Raw genomic sequence first — 21959 nt, 5'->3', positions numbered from 1 at the left:
TTATGGCATTACTCTTAGACTTCCTTTTTCTAGATGAATATGCTGATCAGCATGAGCAATAAGATTTTTGTCTGGCGAAACAATAACAATAGTTGTATGTTGCTTAAGATCATTTAAATAATGAATTAGATGTTCTTTAAATTTATCAGACATTCCAGCAAGAGGGTTTTCTAAAAGAAGTAATTTTTTATCTCCTAAAAGAGAACGAAGTATAAGTATTTTCTTTTTAGTATTAAAAGATAATTCTGAGTCTGTTTCACTAATTTCAGTTGAAAAACCTTGACTGAATCTACTAGATATATTATCTATTCCTAATTTTTCTGATAACATCAATATACTTTCTGTGTTGCTTTGTGTATTTCCTAAAAGTATATTTTCTTGTACAGTTCCTTTTATCACCTTGGTAGTTTCTAGATATAATCCAACATGATTTCTGAAATATTCTTTATTCAAGTTTTTTAAAGGGATTTTATCGAATAAAATACTACCTGAACTGGGGTCATAAAATCCTGCAAGGATATTAAGTAAAAGAGATTTTCCACTTCCCATTTCTCCTGTTACTACAGATATAGTATTTTCATTTAACTTAAAATTTATATTTGATAAAACATTTGGAGTTTCGTTAAACGAAAAATTAACATTTTGAAATTCAATACTTATACCTTTATTGTTTTCTAATAATTTTATTTCACCATCTTTTTCTTCTTTTAGTTCAGTTACCTTAGTTAACTTTGCATAAGCAGCAATTAAATCATAATAACTTTCTAAACTAACAATTAATTTTTCTACTGCAGCCATGATCGTTAATAAAACAATTTCTGTAGCTATAAAAGCTCCAATATTTAGTTGTTGATTTACCATAAGGTAAGTTCCAATGGCCAACATTGTAAAAGTTATAATAACATTAAAGGCAACAATTGTTTTGTATTGTAATACCAATACCTTGAAATGTGTAGTTCTGTGTTTTATGTATTCTAAGACTCTATTATCTGTTCCTATCAAATGTATGCCTTTTTCCGAGTGCATTTTAAAAGTTTTTACAGAATCAGCAACATCTTCTAACCAAGAAGCAGTATCATATTTTTTATCACTTTCATCCAAACTAGATTTTATACCACTTTCCATTGTGTAGTAAAAAATTCCTCCAACAGAAAGTATAACTAATCCTCCAAAAACTAAAAATAAAGGATGATAAAAGGATAGAAGTAAAATACCGAATAAAATTTGAATAAGTGCTGTTGGTATTTCTAAAAGTATTTTTGAAATACCTTTTTGAAGATTTTGTATATCAAAAAAACGATTTACAAGTTCTGGTAAATAATACTTTCTTGTACTAAATAAATCTACTTTCGGTAATTTTTCAGCAAAAGCCATAGAAAACTCAACATATATTTTTTGTTGAATTTTTTCTATAATTTCCAAAACTTTTAGTTTGAAATATCCAACTAAAAATGTTCCTATAACAACAAAACAAATTAGGATATAAATAGAAGTTACCATTGTAGCTCCCATTACATAACTAATTATGGATTGTATACCAAGAGGAATACTTAGGTAAACAATACCATTAAATATTGCATAGAGATAAATATTTGTTAAATCTTTTCTATCTTTCGTAATATAGCGAAGAAGTTTTTTACCATGTTCGCTTGCTTTTATTGAAGCCATGTGTTTATTTAATATTTTTAATTCAATAATTTTTTTACAACCATATTATTCATCAAAAAATATATTTTAGATAACTTTAAAATTTCTAATTGGTTTTTAATATCTTAGAAAAATAGTATGGATTAAACGATAAGTATAATCAAATCAAATCGACTTGATTTTATGGATTAAAATAAATTAAGATCTGATTTTTAGGAGAGTATAATTTGTTTTCATGATTAGTGTTTTTAATAAAATAATCTTCAAATATTGTGCTATAAGTCAATATTCTAAATGTTTTTTTTATTGTTTTTTTCTTAATTAAAAAGTTTAGTATTTTATTGTCATTAAATGCGAAATTTAATAAGATTTTCATGGTTTTAATTTTAGTTAAATCATTTATATAAAAATAGAAGACTAATTATCGTTTAAGCATTAGAATTGATTAGAATCGAATTAAAATGTGATTAGAAAAGAAGTTATATTTTCTTAGGTAATTACGACATATCAAGCTTTACTTTGCAATCTTTTTCTGATGAAAAAGGATTTACTATTAAATTACTATTGCATAAATAATAGAAAGTTTTTGTTAGATCAATATCTCATATAACAAAAAAAACCTCGACTTAGTCGAGGTTTCTTATATGTAAAGTTATGACGATTTTACTCTAAATGCAAAAACGCTTTTTTACTTAAAAGGCGTTCTTCGCTTTCTACGTGGTTATCATCAGGTACACAACAGTCCACAGGGCAAACTGCCGCACATTGTGGTTCTTCATGAAACCCTTTACATTCTGTACATTTGTCAGGAACAATGTAATAAACTTCATCGTTAATAGGATCTTGTACCGCATCAGCATCATAAGTAACACCATCTACGTTAACAACGGTTCCTGTAAGAGAAGTTCCTTCAGAATATTTCCAATCAACAGCAGCCTCATAGATTGCATTATTTGGACATTCTGGCTCACATGCTCCACAATTTATACATTCGTCTGTAATAATTATAGCCATTGTATCTGTTTTTTATTTCCTACATTTGTAACTGCAAAATTACATTTTATTTTTAAGAATTATGACAATCGAACAAAGGATTTCTGCATTTAATGAATTAGGACAATTATTTGATTTTATTACAAATAAGACAATTCCACTTTCAGAAGAATTAAAGTCAAAATTTTCTTCGTTAGAAGAAGATATTAATTTTGCATTAAACGATGCGGAAGCTTATAATAATTGGTTTACAAAAGACAATATATTTTATGCTTTAGAAAATTGGTCAAAAGCTTTAAATACGCAACTTTTATCTTCTTGGATTAATCCTTATAATTTTAAAGAAGCAAATGAAAATGTAGGAATTATAATGGCAGGGAATCTTCCTTTGGTTGGTTTTCATGATTTACTTTCTGTTGTTTTATCTGGGAATAATGCTTTAGTAAAAACATCTTCTAAAGATGATAAACTAATGTTATTTATCATAAAATATCTTCATTCTGTAGATGAAAAATTCAAAGAAATTATAAAAACTGTAAATCGTTTAGAGAATTTTGATGCAGTAATAGCAACAGGAAGTAACAATACAGCACGTTATTTTGAACAATATTTTTCTAAAGTACCTAACATTATTCGTAAAAATAGAACATCTGTAGCTGTTATTAATGGAACAGAAACAGAGCAAGAGTTAAAGAGTTTAGGAGAAGATGTATTTAGATATTTTGGTTTAGGATGTAGAAATATTACCAAGATTTATTTTAAATCGGAAGAATTAGTTCCTTCTTTTTTCGAGAATGTTCTTGATTGGGGAACAAAAGTGATAAATCATCCAAAATACGCGAACAATTATGATTATAACCGTGCTATTTATCTACTTGGGAAAGATGAATTCTTAGACAATAATTTTGTTTTATTAAAGAAAGACGAAAATTTACATTCGCCAATAGCTGTAATTAATTATGAAATTTATTCAGATATAAATGATGTAAAAACTTTCTTACAAGAAAATGAAGACCAAATACAATGTGTTGTAGGTAATGAACTAAAAGATAATCCTAATTATGTTGCTTTTGGTCATACACAAACTCCTTTATTAACAGATTACGCTGATAACATAGATACATTAAAATTTTTATCAGAAATATGAGACTAAATTTAGTTTTCTTCTTATTTTCTATAATAATTTTTGGACAAACAAAGATTACTTGGTTGAGTATAGAAAATTTATCTTCTAAATTATATGGAAATACGGAAATAAATTTTGAGCATCCTGAATCTATATTTTATCCAAAAGCTGTAAGTCAAAAAAAAGATAAAGTATTTGTTTCAATAAAAATGAATTTAAAATCAAATAAAGATTTTCAAAAAATAGTTTATTTATCTGTTGAGGATTTTAAAATTATTGAAACTAAAATTTTAGAATTAAATTCTAAAGATATTTTTAATAATTTGGGCTGTTTAGATGGTTATCAAACAATATTAAAAATGGGTAATTCGAATAGTACTATAACATTTGATGTATATTGTTTAGGAGGAATTAATACAAATTTTGATAAGATAATAAACTTAGTTTTAGAAAAATTGAAAATAAAAAAAGAGGAGTTTTATAGATGAAACTCCTTTTTTGTATTAAAAAATTTTTCGAATATCTTCATTCTCTTTAACATCTTTTTTAAATTCAGGAAAAGGTTTTGCACCAAAATCATATGTCTTTATTATATAATCAAAACTTATATTAGCCGAACTATTGATAAAAGAAGTTTCCATGTAAATGGATGATTCTTTAAGAATCCAATTATCTTTGTGTGGTCTAAATTTTATAGAAATATTACTTTCTTTAATATCTAAATTTAGATTTTTATTTTTTATCAAATTTGACTTGAATTCCACTATAGAAAAAGTAGATTTATCAACTAGTAAATAGATTTGTCGTTCATTGGTTTTATTTAAATAAACTTCAAACATTGGCTTTTCGGCATATTTACTATTAACGACTTTTGTACTTATGTATCTTTTATTTGAAGTATTTTCATACATTTCCTTTAAACCATCAAAAAGATATATATTTTTTAAATAATCAAATGTGTTTATATTAACTTTTATTTTTTGACCTTTTTTATATTTCTTATTTATTTTTCCTGTAGATTTTATTTTTTAAATCATTTTTATCAAATTTAAATTGCAGATTAACGTCGATATAATCTTCATTTACGTAATTTTCATTTATTTTTTGTTGTATATCAACTAAAAAATAATATTCATCAACTTTGAAATTTTTGTCATAATTTTTAATCACTTTTTTTAGAATATCTTCAGCTTTCAGGTTGCTAATAAAAGCTTCTTGTAATTCAATATTTCCAACTTTTTCTAGTTTTATTTTTATTGATTCAGAATTTATTTTGTTAACATTAATTTTAGCATCTTGATAATCTTTTTTTGAGATGATAATTTCGTCAGATTTATCAATATTTGATAAATCAATCATAGCTTTTCCATTATCATCAGATACAAAATTTTTAGTTGACTTAGCAAAATAAATATCTGCATCATCTATTGGTGAATTATTTGATAAATCTGATATTTTAATATTTATTAACTGAGCGTTTGTTGAGATTGATAATAAAGTAATAATATAAAATAGTTTATTCATTATTGGTTTTTATTATATTTATTTTTAATGGAAAGATGTATAAAAAAAACAAAAGTTACAGCTGTTTAATTAGTTGAAATTTTTTCTTATATCAGATTTTATATTTATTGTTTTTTTAAATTCTGGAAAAGCTGTTGTACTAAAATCAAAAGCTGTTATTTTATAATCTAAATCAATTTTAATTTCTTTATTAGATTTTTCATCAAATAAACTCATTAGAAAATTTACGTCAGATTCTTTGAGTACCCAACCTTCCATATAAGGTCTATATTTAAAAGATATTATACCATCTCTTTTTAAAGGTTTTTCAGTATTTGTTTTAATTTCATTACGAATATTAAGAGTATATTGAATAACCGAAAAAGTTTCTTTATCTATTAATAAATAATTTTTTTCATCTTTATTTTTATCTAAGTATACTTCAAACATTGGCTTGTCAGCGTATTTAGTAAATATTACTTTAGTATTATTATATTGTTTTTTTAGAAGATTCTCATGCATTGTTTTTAAACCATCATAAAGGTATAAATGACGTAGATAATCTGATGAATTGAAGTCTATAGTAACAGGAGGAGAATCAGCAATATGTTTTTTATTTATTCTTCCATTAGATTTTATTAAGATTTTACCTTTCGTAAATTTTAATTGTAAATCAACATCAATTAAATCTAAATAACTGCTATCAATATAAGATTTTTGTTGAAGATTAACTAAAAAATAATATTTTTCAACTTTAAAATTATTGTCATAATTTTCAATAACTTTTTTTAGAATATCTTCAGCTTTCAGGTTGCTAATAAAAGCTTCTTGTAATTCAATATTTCCAACTTTTTCTAGTTTTATTTTTATTGATTCAGAATTTATTTTGTTAACATTAATTTTAGCATCTTGATAATCTTTTTTTGAGATGATAATTTCGTCAGATTTATCAATATTTGATAAATCAATCATAGCTTTTCCATTATCATCAGACACAAAATTTTTAGTTGACTTAGCAAAATAAATATCAGCATCATTTATCGGTAAGTTATTTGAATAATCAGAAATGTTTAGTTGAATAGTTTGTGCATTAATTATTGAGGCTAAAACAAAACAGATGTAAAATATGTATTTCATATTGTTTTAATTACAAAATAAATTTAATTAAATCTTATAATATATTATATGTTTTACATATAATTATTTACAATTTTTATAGGATTAATATGTTATAAGTAATTTAGTTAATCTTTATAAAGGATGAAATATTTTAACACATTTGATGCAATACGTTTTTTTGCTTTTTTTACTGTTTTTTTACAACATTTACCTAGATATCAAAGTGAAATTTTAGATTTTTTTATGCGTAGTGGTGCTATTGGAGTGCAAATATTTTTTATTCTAAGTGGTTTTCTAATTTCTTATATCTTAATAATTGAAAAGGAGGAGAAACATAAAATAAATTTGAAAAACTTTTTTTTTCGTCGAATTTTAAGAATTTGGCCATTATATTATTTGATGATTCTTTTTGCATTTTTGACACCATATATTCTAAATTTTTTATCATTAGATTCTAGTAATGATGGATACGAACCAAATTGGTTTTATCCATTATTGTTTTTAGAAAATTATCAAATGATGATAAATAATAGTTTTGCAAATGTATCACCACTAAGGGTTATGTGGTCATTATGTATAGAAGAACATTTTTATATTGTTTGGGGGGTAGTTTTTTATTTTCTATCAAGTAAAAGAATTCCACTTTTTTTTCTTTTGTCTATAATTATCTCATTAATTTTTAGGTTTATATATAAAAATTATATGATTAATGATATTGATTTAAATACAAATATTTTATATTTTTCGTTTGGAGGAATTTTATCTTACATATTAGTTTATAAGGAAAATGTAATTAATGAGTTAGGAAAAATACCAAGATATATTAAAAATATAATAGCTTTATTTTGTATTTTATTATATTTTTTGATCCCTTCTTTAAAAATAGATTCAGTAATTTTTGAACCTTTACTTGTAGGAAGTATAACTAGTCTATTAATATCTCTTACGCTTTGTAAAAAACATCCTTTATTAATTAATAAGAATAATATTTTTAGTCGATTAGGTAAATACACTTATGCAATGTATCTATTTCATACTATATTGATTAATTTAATCGTTAAATTTTCGTCTAATTTTAGTTTAATATTTTTATTATCCTTAATTACTACAATAATTAGTAGTATTTTATCTTATTATTTATTTGAAAATCAATTTTTAAAATTAAAGAAGTTTTTTTATTAAAAAATTAATACATGTCTTAATTATTCTTTGATGATAATTTAAGTTTAACTTAAACTTATTTCATTGTTTGTTAGTTAGCTTTATTGTTTTTAAAATAATGAAGAGAATTTTTTATACGTTGTTTTTTTTACTTTCTATAGTTAAAGGACAACAGAAAGATATAAAAATTGCATTTTTATCAGATGTTCATTTTCAAGATTTATATGGGAATTTTAGTGACAATCATTTTAAGGGGATTTTAAATACAAAAACGGGTAAAAATACAATTCTGAGAACAATGGATTCTCAGTTACATTCTACAAGGATTTTTAATGAAAACTATTTTGCTTTTATAAAAGCATTGGATGATATTGCTAAAAAAGATATAAAAATTGTAGCAATGCCAGGAGATTTTTCTGATGATGGACAAACGTATAATTTAAGAGGACTTCATAAAATATTATCCAATTATCATGATAAATATGGTATAAATTTTTATTTAACTACAGGAAATCATGATCCTGTTGGTCCGTATAGAAAAGATGGAGGAAAGGATGATTTTCTTGGAGATGATGGTAAGGCAATCGGTATTTATAGCAAGGATAGTATAGGAAAAACTAATCATAAGATAATCACTAAAGATATTGCTGAATCTGGTTATTTAGAGATTTTGAATGAACTGAAAGATTTTGGTTTTTATCCTAAAAAAGAAGATTTATTTTGGAGTACTCCTTTTATTGAAAATAATGAAAAGTATACTTATGAGCAAGCCTTGAATAATGCAGCTTATTCTAAAAGGATGTACGAAGTGGAAAAAGGTTTTTCTGTTCCTGATTTGAGTTATGTTGTAGAACCTACCAACGGTGTGTGGTTATTGGCAATTGATGGAAATACATATATTCCTAAAAAAATGAATGAAAGAACTGATAATTCTTCAAATTATAAAGGAGCAAGTATTGGTTATAATAATGTTTTAACCAATAAAAAACATTTGATTGATTGGGTAAAGAATATTGTAAAACAAGCAAAACAAAAACATAAAACATTAGTTGCTTTTACTCATTATCCTATGATTGATTTTAATGATGGTGCAACAAATGAAATTAAAAAGTTATTAGGAGATAAAAAATGGCAATTAGAAAGAATTCCAGACGAAAGTGTAGCTAAAGTATTTGCTGAAGCTGGACTTGAAGTTCATTTTGCTGGGCATATGCATATTAATGATACAGGAACAAGAAAAATAGGAGATAACTTTTTAGTAAATGTACAAGTTCCATCCTTAGCAGCTTATATTCCTGCTTATAAAATTCTTACTATAAAATCTGATGATAAAATGGAAGTAAATACAGAGGTATTGAATGATGTGCCTCGTTTTGATGAATTATTCCCGCTGTATGAAAAAGAGTATTCTATTTTAGAAAAAGAAAAAGGGCATATTAGTTGGAATAAGGAAATTTTAAAACCTAAATCCTATCATGATTTTATGTTATTTCATTTAAAAGAGTTGGTTCGTTTACGAATGATTCCTAATGATTGGCCTAAAGATTTTATTGATAAAGCACAGTATTTAAATGGAGAAGATTTATTGTTATTATCACTTAATGAGCAAAGTAATGCTAATAATTTTGATTTGAAAGAATTTAGAAAATGGAATTTTGAGGATTTGATTTTAGATTTATATAAATTTCAATCAGCAGATGAATTTGCGAAGAAAGATATTCCTAAAAATAGATTAGATAATTATAAAATTTTGGAAGAGCTATTTGTACAAAATACAAGCAGTGATTTATTTATTACACAGTTAAAAAGTTTATTTAAAATTTTATCCTTTTTATCAAATGGTGAACCTTCTGATCATTTCGAAATTGATTTGAAATCAAAGTCAATTCGTCGATTATAAATATAAAAAAAGCTATCAATATGATGGCTTTTTTATAAAAAATCTACTTATTTTATTATAGGATTTTTTCTTTCATAAGTATCATTATCAAAACTAATTTTATAAGTAGATTTAAATAGTTTACTTGGATGGTAATAGTCTGTTGTTATAATTTGAGCTCCACTATTTTTTGCTTTTTCAAATCTTGAATAATCTTCAGAACGAGCTTCCATTGTATCTGCATCTGCTCTTGTTCTTACAATGTAGCCTTGTTTTACAAGTTCTTTTATTTTTGTTTGATTTTCTATTGGTTCGTTCATAAATAGAATAGCAGATTCTGGTGTTCCAGGAGTTGAATTGGTAAAAATCATTCTTCCTTTTAGTGAAGGATGATTTTGGGCATATAAATCTCTATTTTTTCCATTATTATCTAGTAAAAAAATAAATTTGCCTTTAACATCGTTTACTTTGGGCCAATTTTTATTTATTACAGCTTCATTTAATGTTTTGTATTTTCCTCTAACCTCATCAGGTGTAATAATTTTATTTTTTCCTAAATATTTTTTTAACTCATTATCTAACTCATCAAAAAGTTGAGTTGTATAATGCTCAGGTTCTGTTCCAAATTCATTTTTATTACCATCTTTTGGTTCTAGTGTTATAAAAATTGGATCGTGTTCAGGATGGTTATCAGACCATTTTTTTAAATCTTTTAAGCAATCTTCTAAAGTATAATACCAAGTTTGATAATCAATATCAGTAATATGAATCATTTTATAACCTGGTTTTTTCATTTTTCCATCTAAGTCAAAAGTTTCTGTAGTTTTTACTAAATCAAGAATTTTTGGATGAGCATATTTTCCTCCTTTACTATCAGCATAAACGTCAATTTCTAAATTTCTTAAACCTAAATTTAATTGTTCTGGAATAGGAATATGTTCATACTGAATTCTAGGAAGAAGATTCATTGTATCTTTTTTAGACAAATAACTATATACTTCTGGTAAAATAGCTTTTTTATAAGAGTTGTGAGAGCCAATTACTTGAATTTCATTTATTTTTAATTGACCTAAATTATTTTTTTGAGCAAAAGAAAAATTGAATGAAGCTAAGTATAAACCTAAGAAAAATATGTTTTTCATTATTGAAATCTTTTTAATGGCAAAAATAAAATCTCTTTTTTTTAATCATTTTTAGATTATGTTAAGTCTTTTTTATGCTTATGTAAACAAACTAAAAGAGGTATGATATTTAATTAATTGAAAATGAATAACTTTTTATTTTTCAATAAAATAAACGTTTACATTTTATTAATTTTAAAGTAATATTTTGTTAAAATAGTTTTAAGCTTAAACGTTACACTTTTTAGTTTACTTTGTATCCCGATAAAACAATAATTAACGACGTGTGAAATAAAAAACCACTATTGCGGCAACAATAGCGGTCTTTTTATTAAGCAATGTAAACGTCATACAATTACTTTACTTAATGATATGTATCACAAATTTAATCTTTTTAAGCTAAAAAAGCTAATTCCACTTGCTATGATATTTTTAGTAGCAAGTCAAGCTCATGCAGAGAGGTCGATTACACATTACACAGTTTCTTCTGTAGAGAATGAAACAATTAAAGGAAATGTAGTAAATCAAGAAGGAAAAGCTGTCGAAGGAGCTAAAGTAACAGTTGTAGAAACTGGAGAAACTGCAGTTACAGATGCGTTAGGAAATTTCTCTATTTCAGCACAAATAGGACAAACATTGTCTATTTTAGCTGATAAATATGAAATTCAATCAACAGAAATTTTAGATACTTCAATTACAATTGAATTAGAACCAAAGCTAGATTCTTTGGATTTACAAGAAGTAACTTTAGTTGGATATGGTTCTCAAAAAAAATCTGATTTAACAGGTTCAGTTAGTCAATTAAAATCTGATCAATTTAAAGAAGGAATGAATATTTCTGTAGACAATTTGATTCAAGGAAAAGTTGCAGGTGTTCGTGTTGTACAGACAAGTGGAGAACCAGGTGCAGGAATGAATGTTTCTATTCGTGGAATAGGTTCTATACGTAGTGGTAGTACACCTTTATTTGTTGTAGATGGAGTTCCTTTAAGTAATGAAAATGTAAGTTCAGGAGGTCCAAATGTAGGTTTGGGAAGTTCTAGTGCTAAAAATCCTTTAAACTTTTTGAATACAAGTGATATAGAGTCAATCACAGTTCTTAAAGATGCTTCGGCAGCAGCAATTTATGGAGCAAGAGGATCAAATGGTGTAGTACTTATTACAACTAAGCAAGGAAAAAAAGGAGATGCTATTTTTACTTATGATACATATCTTGGAGTATCAACAGTGATTAAAAAGTTAGATCTTATGAAAGCTAATGAATATAAAAAAGTTGTAGCACCTTCTTATGATCATGGAGGTAATACAGATTGGCAAGATGTTTTATATAGAACAGCAGTTTCTCAAAATCATTCATTTTCTTTTTCTAAGAAAACAACTACAGGAAATTATTATGCATCTTTATCTCATATGGATCAGGATGGAATTATAGAAACAAGTAATTTCAAAAGAACAACTGCTCGTCTTAATGCTGAAGAATCTTTTTTAGATGATCAACGATTAAAGGTTAAATTTAATTTAACAGCAAGTGATATTAAAGAAACAGGATTACCTAATGGTTCTAATGCTGGTTCAGATGGTCAATTGGTGATACATGCATTAATGGCAAATCCTACTCGAACTGTTTTTGATAAAGATGGAGAGTATACAAACTTTAACATGAATGCACATTACAATCCAATGTATTTATTAAGTATGTATAATGATCATACAAATACATTTAGGGTTTTAGGAAATGTAGAAGCTACATTACGAATTTTACCAGGTTTAAATTATAAATTAAATTATGGTGTAGATAAATCTACTTCGGAAAGAAATACAACAATGTATCCGAATATTACAGATAGAACACCAACAGGGATGTATACTCAAAGTAATTTAGAGTCTTTAAGTACATTATTAGAGCATTATTTAACATACGATCGTACATTTAATAAACATAATATTAGTTTGTTAGCAGGTTTTTCTTATCAAAAATTTGAGTTTTCTGGAACTTATTTTGGATTGAAAAATATAGCAGCTAAAGGAAGTGGAGTCGCTCCTGAACATAATCCTGGTTATTCTGGAGATCCATTTATTCCAAGTCCTGGATATGCACAAGAAAATGAATTACAATCTTATTTTGGTCGTGTAAATTACAACTATAATAAACGTTACTTGTTTACAGCATCATTACGTGCAGATGGTTCCACTAGATTTGGAGAAAATAATAAATATGGATATTTTCCTTCTGTAGCAGCAGGATGGGCAATTAGTGAAGAAAACTTTTTAAAAGGTTCTTCAGTTGTTAACGAATTAAAATTAAGAGCGAGTTGGGGACAAACAGGTAATCAAGAAGTAGCAAATAAAATTACTCAAGCAAGTTATTCTCTTTCATCTGCTTCTGGATATTATCTATTCAATCAGAATGATGTGATCAACGGAGTTACTGTTAATAGAACTGCAAATCCTAATTTGAAGTGGGAGGTTGTTGAACAAACCAATTTCGGTGTTGATTTTAATTTATGGAATAGTAAATTATATGGTTCATTAGAATATTATAATAAAACAACACTTGATCCTATTTTAAATATACCATCTGCTCCATTAAGTCCAACAAGTACTGTTTGGCAAAATGTAAAAGGGAAAATTGAGAATAAAGGATTTGAGTTAACGTTAGGTTCTCAAATTATTTCAAATTCAGATTTTACATGGACAGTAGATGTAAATGCAGCTACTTTATCTAATAAAGTAAAAGGTTTACCTGTTTCTGAAATATTTTCTGGAGAAATATCAGGTCCAGGAATGTCAGGTGTATATGCAAATATTTATAAAAATGGATACCAAGCTGGATCGTTTTATATGTTAAAATATCTTGGAATAGATGCAAATGGAAAATACATCTATGAAGATAAAGATGGAAATGGAACGATAGGAAATGAAGATAGACAAATATTTGAAGGACCTTTACCAAAACTTACTTATGGTATTAATAGTTATATGCGATACAAAAAGCTTGATTTTGCATTCTCTTTTATCGGTCAAGCAGGAGGGTATTTAGTTAATAATACTAATTTGAATTTGAATATCAATAATTTAGCTTCAGATAGAAATGTATTAAGACAATATTATACATCAGGAGCTAGTACAGATAACCTTCCTCAATTATCATCTTTATACCTTGAAAAATCAGATTTCCTACGTTTAAACAACGTTCGTTTAGGATATAATTTTGGAATAGAGCAATTAAAATGGGTTAAAAACTTAAACTTATATGTAAGTGCTCAAAATTTATTTACAATTACAAATTATAGCGGATATGATCCATTAATTGATACAGCAAAAGCTGCATCAGGGAATCAATCTTTAGGAATTGATTATACAACTTATCCTTCTGCTAAAACATTTATGATCGGAGCAACCGTAAAATTTTAAAAACTTAATTAACATGAAATTGATATCATTCAAATTAAATAGACTTTTCTTTATTTTACTTTCTATGGGTATAATAAGTTGTACTGATTTACAAGAAAAAGTCGTTGATGAGGTTTTAGGATCAGAAACTCAATCTGCAGATCCTCAGAGTGCAATAGCTGCAGCTTATGGTCAGTTGGGGGATGGAACTTTTGTAGATCATGGAAATGTTTTTGCATTACAAGAATATTCTACCGATGAGGCTATTTTGCCAACACGAGGAAGTGATTGGGGAGATGGAGGAAAATGGAGAGCATTATCAGAATTTACTTGGGATGCTTCAAATTCTCAAGTAAAAACAGTTTGGGATAATCTTAATTTTGGGATAACTAAATCTTTGACTGCTATTAGTGCTATTTCTAATAATACAGGAACAGATTCTAATAAAGATTTATTTTTAGCAGAAGCAAAAGGTCTGTTAGCATTTTATACTTATCATACATTAGATCTATATGGACAAGCTCCTTACCGTGATCCAATGGATATTAATGCTAAAATTGTTGTTAGAAAAGCAGATGTTGCAATAGATGAATTAATAAAAGAAGTAGAAACAATACTTCCTCAGTTGGCTGATATTGGTACTCAATCTACACATGTAGGAAGGTTTACTAAACAAGCTGCTTATGCTTTATTAGCCGATATGTATATGAATCGTGCTGTATTTAAAAATAGATATGGAAGTTCTTTTGATTTTAATGAAAAATCTTTAGATGGAAATAACACTGATATGGATAAAGTTATTGAATATTCTTCGATACTAATCAATTCAGGATATTTTAAATTAGAATCTAATTTTTTCCACAATTTTGATATTAGTAATGATGATGGAACTGAGTTAATATTTGCAGTTGTTCAGAAAATATCTACATTAAGAAATAGCTCAAATAGTTTTGCTTATATGCCTGTAGAGCGTTCGCAAAAAGCATCACCTGATAACAGAGGAACAAATGCAACGAGTACAACACCAGAATTTTATCATAGTTGGGATGGGAATCATGATGACCCAAGATTTCATAGACATTATCAATATAAAGATGGAACTTGGTTTATGAACGACGGTACAGATGTTAGTGTTCCAGCAACTAGTTTAGTTGATGGTACAGGGAAACCTTGGTTTCACTTTAATAGAGGAATTCAAGAAGGAGTTCAATATGGACCTACTATTTTAGCAAATAAGAATTTTGATATGACTACTGATGGAAGAATAAAAGTACATCCATTGGTTATGGAAAAAAATACAAATTTAGCAGTGAATTTTACACCAGAATTGAATTTTGATAATCCAATGCAAGCTGTACTTTCTCAAAGTCAAATCAACCGAGGAGCTCGCGTTTTTAAATATGAATTTGATCCTGGAAATGGAGATAATTCTACAAGTAATGTAAACATTTCTTTATTTCGTTTAGGGGGGATTTATACACTTAGAGCAGAAGCATATTTCAGAAAAGGTAATACTAGTGCGGCTTTATCGGATATTAATATATTGAGAACAAGTAGAACAAGGGAAGCTTTATATGATAATGCTCCAGGTTTGGCAATTTCTAGTCTAGATGCTTCAACTTTAGTAAAAGAAATAGCTTTCGAAACATATTGGGAATTGGTAAGAAGAAAACAATTAATACGTTTTGGAAAATTCGAAGATGCAAGAACTGCTAAACAAACTACTTCTCCTTTTAGAAGGGTTTATCCTATTCCACAAGCAGCTATAGATGCTTCAAATGTATTTACACAGAATGAAGGATATTAATTAAAATAGAATTTTATAAATGATAAAAAAAGTGGAGAAATTTTTCTCCACTTTTTTATTAAAATATTTTTAATTAGTTATTTGTCGTATATGAATAATAAGATATATTTGCTTTTATTTATTCTAAATAAAAATGAAAAAACATTTTTTTAAAATTTCAAGTAAACCATACCTATTTTTAAGCCTTATATTTAGTACTTCTGCATTTGCTCAAGTCACAGATTCTATACCATCTTCAACAAATGATGAGGTTATATCTGTTGATGAAGTTGTTGTAACAGCAGGGAGGAAATCTGAAAATATTAATAAAATCCCATCTTCAGTAACTGTAATATCTCAAAAGCAAATTCAAGAACAAATGGAATTTACTCGAGACCTTTCTCAGATATTAGGAAATTTAGTTCCAGGATTAAGTGTTAGCAGTAATAAATCAATTAATGCAGGTCAAACATTAAGAGGAAGAACAGTATTAGTATTAATAGATGGAATACCACAATCGACTCCGTTAATGAATGGTTCAAGAGATATTAGAACCATAGATCCTAGTGTTATAGAAAGAATTGAAGTAATAAAAGGTGCAACATCTATTTATGGAAATGGTTCTGGGGGAGGAATCATTAACTATATTACCAAGAAAAGCTTTAATAAAAATCCAATATCTGGACAAACTTCTGCTGGTATAACAGCTAATCCTTATAATGGTAATGGAACATTAGGATATAGATTCTCTCAATTTCTTTCAGGGAATATTAAGAAATTCTCATATATGGTTGGTGGTTCAATAGAATACACTGGTTTAGAAAGAGACGGAAAAGGATTAGTTTTGGGACAAACTGATGGAACATCTAATTCTTATCAAAATAATATTTACACGAAGTTAAATTATCAAATTAACGACAAATCAGCTGTTAGTTTAATGTATAACTTTTATAATAGTACACAACACGCAAATTATATAAGTCAAAATGGTGTTTTCGGTGTTTCACCAACAATTGGTGTAAGAGCAGAAGATCCAGGTGAGCATACAGGAACACCACATAATCATAATTTTATTGTAAGATATAATAACAATGAATTATTTGGAAAAACACAATTTGATGCTTCATTCTATTTAACATCATTCCAATCAATGAATAGGTATGTTACTTATACTCCTTCTTGGTATGGACCAGGTCAAACAAAAATTAATTCAAATAAAAAAGGTCTTCGTTTCAATTTTAATACACCATTTTCTATAGGAAATTTACCAGGAGAAGTAACTTATGGATTAGATTTATTAACAGATCAAACTTTTCAAGATTTAGTTGATGGTCGTGTTTATATTCCGAAAATGAATATGACAAGTTTTGCACCTTATGCACAATTAAAATTAGATTTATTTCAAGATTTAGTTTTTAAAGGAGGTATTCGTTATGAAAATGATCAAGTAAAAGTAAAAGATTTTACGACTCTTGCTACAGGACCAAATGGAGAAGGAGTTATAGATGTACAAGGAGGAAAATTCCCATATAAAAGTACAACTTTTAATGCAGGACTACGATACTCAAAATATGATATTTTTAATCCATTCGTAAGTTTTACACAAGGTTTTTCTATTAACGAATTAGGTAGAGTTGTGCGTTCTGCTACAGAAAGTACTCTAACAAATCTGAATACTAAACCAATATTAACAAATAACTACGAAGCAGGTTTTTCTTCTCGTTATAAAATGTTCAATTTTACAGCAGCCTATTTTGTTAGTACATCAAAAGATGGTGTTAACTTAGTAGATAATGGAAATGGTGTTATTCGTCCACAAAGAGCTCCTGAGAGAACTTATGGATTCGAATTAACGTTAGATGCTAATATCTCTAGAACTTTAAAAGCTGGAGCAACTTATGCCTATGTAGAAGGTAAATCAGAAAATTCTGACGGGACTAAAAAATATTTAAACGGAGCTCGAATTTCTCCTCCAAAAACAACAGCTTATGTTCGTTTTTCACCAAGTAATAAATTAAATTTAGCTTTAAACTGGGTCTTAACAGGAAATAGAGATCGTTTTGATGTAAATGCTAAAGGAGTTTATTTAACAAGTGAAGCACCAGTAACATCTGTCAATTTATTCAATCTTTCAGGAAACTATCAAATCAACAATAATTGGGGAGTTACTATTGGTATAGACAATCTTTTTAATGCCACATATTATACAGTTGCAAGTCAATATAGTGCCAATGCAGCAAATTATGTTAGAGGAGTCGGTACAACAGGAACTTTTATGGTAAATTATAAGTTCTAAAAATGATAAAAAAATCAATTATTTGGTTACATAAATGGTTAGGTCTGACGGTCGGATTAATTATTTTTATAGTTAGTATAACTGGCTGTATTTATGTTTTCTATGATGATTTAAAAGCAACAATATATTCCGAAAGATATATTATTCAAGATAAAGTAATACCTGCAAATATGCAGGTATTACCTTTGTCACAACTTATAGAAATCGCAAATAAAAATTTACCAGAAAAACAAAAAATTTCTCGTGTAGATTTATATCCAGCAAAGGATAGAACATGGGTTTTTAGAGCAACAAAAACAGATAAAAACAAAATGTTTTACCATGAAAATATGGTTTATTATAAAAGAGTTTTTATCAATCCTTATAATGGTAAAGTGCAATATGTAGAAAATACTAAGTACGAATTCTTTCAAGTTGTTTTGCAATTGCATCAAACTTTACTAATGGGAAAAACTGTAGGAAAAACAATCGTATCAGTTTCTACAATTATTTTTATTCTACTTACAATTAGTGGATTGGTTTTGTGGTGGCCTAAAAAATTAAAGAAAAAAATAATAAAAAAATCTGTTTGGATAGATTACAGTGTAAAATGGAAACGCTTAGTTTACGATTTACATAATGTATTAGGATTCCAAACATTTTTATTCGCATTAACTATAGCATACACAGGATTAATATTTGCTTATCCTAGTTTCAAAGATTTTTCAATCAATTTATTCAATCTTGTGGATAATCCTACCAATAGAAAGGATAAAAAAGAAAATACAATTAAATTAAATCCACAAAATATCTTAAATGAATCCTTAGTATTTTCATTAAAAAAGCATCCAAATGCAGATATGATGTCGATAAGATTACGAGACAAAGACGAAGATGAACAAGATGTCCAAGTAAGATTATCTAAAGGTAAAACAAGTAATTTCGAATGGTATTATTTTAATCAATCTTCAGGAGAATTAACTAATATAAAATCCAGTAAAAATCTGCAATTGGGTAATAAAATTGCAGGAATGAATTATGATTTACATACTGGAGGAATTTTAGGCTATCCAACCAAAATATTAGCCTTTATTGTCTCATTCGTATGTGCATCTTTACCAGTTACAGGAGCAATTTTTTGGTGGAATAGAAGACCCAAAAAGAAGAAAAAAGCAGTTATTCGTAAATAAAATAATAGTTTCAATAAACAAAGACTAATTTATTTTTTGGCGTTCGAGCGGGCTTTCTGTTGCAATCTTTTTTTGATTGGTTATTGTATTTAGACTTCGCTCAGCGACCGAGTCGAAATTCAATTATCAAGTTGAAAAGGATTCAATCAAAAAAAGGATTTCTACGTCAATCCCTAACGCGAAATAGAATTATGAAATACTTAGGTTGTGAAACAACGTTTTAAATAATTTTAGTAAAAATGATGTTTTTTATTTTTATGAGTCTGAGGATTTTTTTACTAATAAAGTTATATTTTAGTAAAAACACTTATATGAATAAATATCTTTTATTTTTTTTGTTAGTTATATCAACACATAGTTTTGCTTGTTCATGTACTATACCTTCAATCGAAAAAAGTTTTTCTAATTCTGATGCAATCTTTGTAGGTAAAGTTGTTTCTGTTGATTCAACAAAATATGATTTTAATTCAAATATTGTGTTTGCATTTACATTTGAAATTAAAGAAGAATTCAAAAAACAACGATTTACTGAAAATAAAAAATATTATACCACAATTTATACACCACAATCATCTATGTATGGAGGTTGTGGAAGTTACTTTAAATTAAATGAAACTTATTTAGTTTACGGTTATAAAACAAGAATAGGAACAGCTACCAATACTTGTACTAGAACAAATGAATTAAATTCTATTAATAATACTGAGTTAGATTCTTTAAAAAAATTACAAGTTGATTTTCTTAAAATGAATGAATCTGAAATAGACTTAGAGTATTTACTAGAAGAAGATGATTTTAAATCTTTACTGGAAATTGAAAATTTAAATAATACTATAAAAAGATTAGAAAGTAAAGAAAAATATTACATCAGCATAATTATATGTACAGTTTTTATATTGATAATTATGTTTTATATTTTGATAAAACATAAAAAAAGTATTCTACTAAAAAGAGTATCAAAAATTAAGAAATAAAATTATTTGAAATTTCTTTAAAAATAATGGAACAATGTAATGGATATAATGGTGTTTTTCAATTTTACTGATAATTGCAATAGCGATAGTACTGAAAATCCTTTTTTATTGTTGTTTGAGATTTTCGAAATCTGTAATAAAAAAGATTGTAAGGTATAGCGCGGCACGAAGTGATTGCCCAAAAAAAGTTAGACATTAGATTTTAGTAATGAGATTGATAAATTTCAATTCAAAATATACAATAGGCATCCTATAATTATTCTCTTATCATTTTTTTAACCAAAAATATAATTCAGTTTGCTTAAATTTGTTGAAAACAATGAGCAATGAAATATTTATTAATTGGACTTTTTGGAGTATTCTTATCTTGTAATGCACAAGAAACAAAGAAACCTGTTCAAACAAAACATACAACTCATCAAAACTCAAAAACTCCACAAAAAGTGAAAACTATTTACGATTATACTTTTAAAGACATCAACGATGATGATTTTAAATTCTCTGATTTAAAAGGGAAAAAAATATTGATTTTAAATACAGCTTCTAAATGTGGATATACACCACAATATGATGCGTTAGAAAAATTATACCAAGAATATAAAGATCAAAATTTTGTGATTATAGGATTTCCATCTGATAATTTTGGCGGACAAGAATTTGATAATAACGAAGAAATTGCAAGTTTTTGTAAGTTAAATTATGGTGTTACATTTCCATTAATGACAAAAAGTGATGTAATAGGAAAAAATCAAAATGAAATTTTTAAGTTCTTAACGAAAAAATCATTGAACGGGAAATCTGACAATGAAGTAAAATGGAATTTCACAAAATTTTTAATTAATGAAGATGGAACATTAGAAGCTTCTTATCCATCTAAAGTAACTCCAGATTCAAAAGAAATTGTTGATTGGATAAATAAATAATAAAAATGAAATTAGATATTCTAGCAATTGGTGCACATCCAGATGATGTTGAATTGGGATGCGGTGGTACACTTGCAAAAGAAATTCAGAATGGTAAAATTGTAGGTATTCTTGATTTAACAAAAGGTGAATTAGGAACTAGAGGAACCGATGAAACAAGAAGAGTAGAAGCAGAAAATGCTAAAAATATTTTAGGTTTAGCTGTAAGAGAAAACTTAGGAATTGCCGATGGTTTTTTTGTGAATGATAAAGAAAATCAATTAAAAATAGTTGAGGTTATTCGTAAATATCAACCAGATGTCATTTTAAGTAATGCACCAAGTGATCGCCATCCGGATCATGGAAAAGGTTCTGATTTGGTAAATACTGCAATATTTTTGTCTGGTTTACCAAAAATAGAAAATGGATTAGTTGCTTGGCGACCAAAAAAACATTTTCATTATATACAATGGTTACCATTAGAACCAAGTTTTGTAGTGGATATAACAGGTTTTGTTGATAAAAAATTAGAAGCATGTTTGGCTTATAAAACTCAGTTTTTTGATCCAACCTCTCAAGAACCTCAAACACCAATTTCTTCTAAAAACTTCACAGATTCTATAAAATATAGAGCTTATGATTTAGGAAGATTAATAGGTACTGAAGCTGGAGAAGGTTTTGTATCAAGAAATTATGTAGGTGTAAGTGATTTAGATTCTTTAATTTAAAAATAAAGGTAAATAAAAACCTTTATTTTTTTTCATAATTTTATTTGCAAGAACCGATAAATAGGCTATATTTGCAGTCCAATTGAGAGATTGTTTATCTCTTTGGTCAAATGGTGATTGTAGCTCAGTTGGTTAGAGCGCCGGATTGTGGTTCCGGAGGTC

Annotated in this window: 17 protein-coding genes; 11 read left to right on the top strand and 6 right to left on the bottom strand. The window is 26.9% G+C overall.

The features are described from left to right. Both RT575_RS14050 and RT575_RS14045 read right to left on the bottom strand, forming a co-directional pair. The gene (locus tag RT575_RS14050; RefSeq protein WP_313581694.1) at positions 1-1668 is read right to left on the bottom strand and encodes a peptidase domain-containing ABC transporter; all 1668 of its coding nucleotides are present in this window, start codon (positions 1666-1668) and stop codon (positions 1-3) included. 642 nt (positions 1669-2310) lie between these two features. Then, positions 2311-2661 (bottom strand): 4Fe-4S dicluster domain-containing protein, encoded by a 351-nt coding sequence (locus RT575_RS14045; RefSeq protein ID WP_313373543.1) that lies wholly within the window; start codon positions 2659-2661, stop codon positions 2311-2313. 61 nt (positions 2662-2722) lie between these two features. Between RT575_RS14045 and RT575_RS14040 the strand changes: the two genes are divergently transcribed. Together RT575_RS14040 and RT575_RS14035 are read left to right on the top strand one after the other, a co-directional pair. Continuing rightward, entirely contained in the window at positions 2723-3787 is a 1065-nt protein-coding gene (locus RT575_RS14040; RefSeq protein WP_313581692.1) for an acyl-CoA reductase, read from the top strand. Next, the gene (locus tag RT575_RS14035; protein WP_313581690.1) at positions 3784-4254 is read left to right on the top strand and encodes a hypothetical protein; all 471 of its coding nucleotides are present in this window, start codon (positions 3784-3786) and stop codon (positions 4252-4254) included. The genes RT575_RS14040 and RT575_RS14035 overlap by 4 nt, the downstream gene beginning before the upstream one ends. Positions 4255-4269: 15 nt before the next feature. Here the strand turns inward: RT575_RS14035 and RT575_RS14030 are convergent, their stop codons facing one another. The 3 genes from RT575_RS14030 to RT575_RS14020 form a co-directional block, all read right to left on the bottom strand. After that, on the bottom strand, positions 4270-4677 hold the full coding sequence (locus RT575_RS14030) for a hypothetical protein (RefSeq protein ID WP_313581688.1): 408 nt from the start codon (positions 4675-4677) through the stop codon (positions 4270-4272). Between the two features lie 88 nt (positions 4678-4765). Further along, complete coding sequence (locus RT575_RS14025; protein ID WP_313581686.1) at positions 4766-5290, bottom strand: hypothetical protein; 525 nt, start codon at positions 5288-5290, stop codon at positions 4766-4768. A gap of 69 nt (positions 5291-5359) precedes the next feature. After that, entirely contained in the window at positions 5360-6406 is a 1047-nt protein-coding gene (locus RT575_RS14020) for a hypothetical protein (RefSeq protein WP_313581684.1), read from the bottom strand. A 123-nt stretch (positions 6407-6529) separates the two neighbouring features. On the opposite strand from RT575_RS14020, the gene RT575_RS14015 reads away from it, so the two are divergent. Together RT575_RS14015 and RT575_RS14010 are read left to right on the top strand one after the other, a co-directional pair. Further along, a complete protein-coding gene (locus RT575_RS14015) occupies positions 6530-7570 on the top strand; it encodes an acyltransferase (RefSeq protein ID WP_313581682.1) in 1041 nt (346 codons plus the stop codon). 97 nt (positions 7571-7667) lie between these two features. Next, complete coding sequence (locus RT575_RS14010; protein ID WP_313581680.1) at positions 7668-9449, top strand: metallophosphoesterase; 1782 nt, start codon at positions 7668-7670, stop codon at positions 9447-9449. 47 nt (positions 9450-9496) lie between these two features. Here the strand turns inward: RT575_RS14010 and RT575_RS14005 are convergent, their stop codons facing one another. After that, complete coding sequence (locus tag RT575_RS14005) at positions 9497-10570, bottom strand: phosphatidylinositol-specific phospholipase C1-like protein (protein WP_313581678.1); 1074 nt, start codon at positions 10568-10570, stop codon at positions 9497-9499. A gap of 351 nt (positions 10571-10921) precedes the next feature. Here RT575_RS14005 and RT575_RS14000 point away from each other — a divergent pair, with 351 nt between their 5' ends. The 7 genes from RT575_RS14000 (at position 10922) to bshB1 (ending at position 21797) form a co-directional block, all read left to right on the top strand. Next, a complete protein-coding gene (locus RT575_RS14000) occupies positions 10922-13963 on the top strand; it encodes a SusC/RagA family TonB-linked outer membrane protein (protein WP_409515959.1) in 3042 nt (1013 codons plus the stop codon). Positions 13964-13976: 13 nt separating this feature from the next. After that, entirely contained in the window at positions 13977-15749 is a 1773-nt protein-coding gene (locus tag RT575_RS13995; protein WP_313581674.1) for a RagB/SusD family nutrient uptake outer membrane protein, read from the top strand. A gap of 133 nt (positions 15750-15882) precedes the next feature. Then, complete coding sequence (locus tag RT575_RS13990) at positions 15883-18024, top strand: TonB-dependent receptor (RefSeq protein WP_313581672.1); 2142 nt, start codon at positions 15883-15885, stop codon at positions 18022-18024. Between the two features lie 2 nt (positions 18025-18026). Continuing rightward, positions 18027-19193, top strand: coding sequence for a PepSY-associated TM helix domain-containing protein (locus tag RT575_RS13985; RefSeq protein WP_313581670.1), 1167 nt, complete (start codon positions 18027-18029; stop codon positions 19191-19193). Between the two features lie 311 nt (positions 19194-19504). Next, positions 19505-20167 (top strand): hypothetical protein, encoded by a 663-nt coding sequence (locus RT575_RS13980; RefSeq protein ID WP_313581668.1) that lies wholly within the window; start codon positions 19505-19507, stop codon positions 20165-20167. 326 nt (positions 20168-20493) lie between these two features. Further along, entirely contained in the window at positions 20494-21090 is a 597-nt protein-coding gene (locus RT575_RS13975) for a glutathione peroxidase (RefSeq protein ID WP_313581666.1), read from the top strand. 5 nt (positions 21091-21095) lie between these two features. Next, complete coding sequence (bshB1, locus tag RT575_RS13970) at positions 21096-21797, top strand: bacillithiol biosynthesis deacetylase BshB1 (protein WP_313386052.1); 702 nt, start codon at positions 21096-21098, stop codon at positions 21795-21797. Positions 21798-21959: the final 162 nt, after the last annotated feature.

Origin of the sequence: Chishuiella sp. (assembly GCF_032109125.1) — a bacterium.
GTDB lineage: Bacteria > Bacteroidota > Bacteroidia > Flavobacteriales > Weeksellaceae > Empedobacter.
The sequence above is the reverse complement of the archived record's forward strand: the minus strand, read 5'-3'. Positions and strand labels throughout refer to the sequence as shown.

What these genes read in the sequence shown, in the direction of transcription:
- RT575_RS14050 (WP_313581694.1), bottom strand. Translation starts at nt 1,668, where the DNA reads ATGGCTTCAATAAAAGCAAGCGAACATGGTAAAAAACTTCTTCGCTAT.
- RT575_RS14045 (WP_313373543.1), bottom strand. Translation starts at nt 2,661, where the DNA reads ATGGCTATAATTATTACAGACGAATGTATAAATTGTGGAGCATGTGAG.
- RT575_RS14040 (WP_313581692.1), top strand. Translation starts at nt 2,723, where the DNA reads ATGACAATCGAACAAAGGATTTCTGCATTTAATGAATTAGGACAATTA.
- RT575_RS14035 (WP_313581690.1), top strand. Translation starts at nt 3,784, where the DNA reads ATGAGACTAAATTTAGTTTTCTTCTTATTTTCTATAATAATTTTTGGA.
- RT575_RS14030 (WP_313581688.1), bottom strand. Translation starts at nt 4,677, where the DNA reads ATGTATGAAAATACTTCAAATAAAAGATACATAAGTACAAAAGTCGTT.
- RT575_RS14025 (WP_313581686.1), bottom strand. Translation starts at nt 5,290, where the DNA reads ATGAATAAACTATTTTATATTATTACTTTATTATCAATCTCAACAAAC.
- RT575_RS14020 (WP_313581684.1), bottom strand. Translation starts at nt 6,406, where the DNA reads ATGAAATACATATTTTACATCTGTTTTGTTTTAGCCTCAATAATTAAT.
- RT575_RS14015 (WP_313581682.1), top strand. Translation starts at nt 6,530, where the DNA reads ATGAAATATTTTAACACATTTGATGCAATACGTTTTTTTGCTTTTTTT.
- RT575_RS14010 (WP_313581680.1), top strand. Translation starts at nt 7,668, where the DNA reads ATGAAGAGAATTTTTTATACGTTGTTTTTTTTACTTTCTATAGTTAAA.
- RT575_RS14005 (WP_313581678.1), bottom strand. Translation starts at nt 10,570, where the DNA reads ATGAAAAACATATTTTTCTTAGGTTTATACTTAGCTTCATTCAATTTT.
- RT575_RS14000 (WP_409515959.1), top strand. Translation starts at nt 10,922, where the DNA reads ATGTATCACAAATTTAATCTTTTTAAGCTAAAAAAGCTAATTCCACTT.
- RT575_RS13995 (WP_313581674.1), top strand. Translation starts at nt 13,977, where the DNA reads ATGAAATTGATATCATTCAAATTAAATAGACTTTTCTTTATTTTACTT.
- RT575_RS13990 (WP_313581672.1), top strand. Translation starts at nt 15,883, where the DNA reads ATGAAAAAACATTTTTTTAAAATTTCAAGTAAACCATACCTATTTTTA.
- RT575_RS13985 (WP_313581670.1), top strand. Translation starts at nt 18,027, where the DNA reads ATGATAAAAAAATCAATTATTTGGTTACATAAATGGTTAGGTCTGACG.
- RT575_RS13980 (WP_313581668.1), top strand. Translation starts at nt 19,505, where the DNA reads ATGAATAAATATCTTTTATTTTTTTTGTTAGTTATATCAACACATAGT.
- RT575_RS13975 (WP_313581666.1), top strand. Translation starts at nt 20,494, where the DNA reads ATGAAATATTTATTAATTGGACTTTTTGGAGTATTCTTATCTTGTAAT.
- bshB1 (WP_313386052.1), top strand. Translation starts at nt 21,096, where the DNA reads ATGAAATTAGATATTCTAGCAATTGGTGCACATCCAGATGATGTTGAA.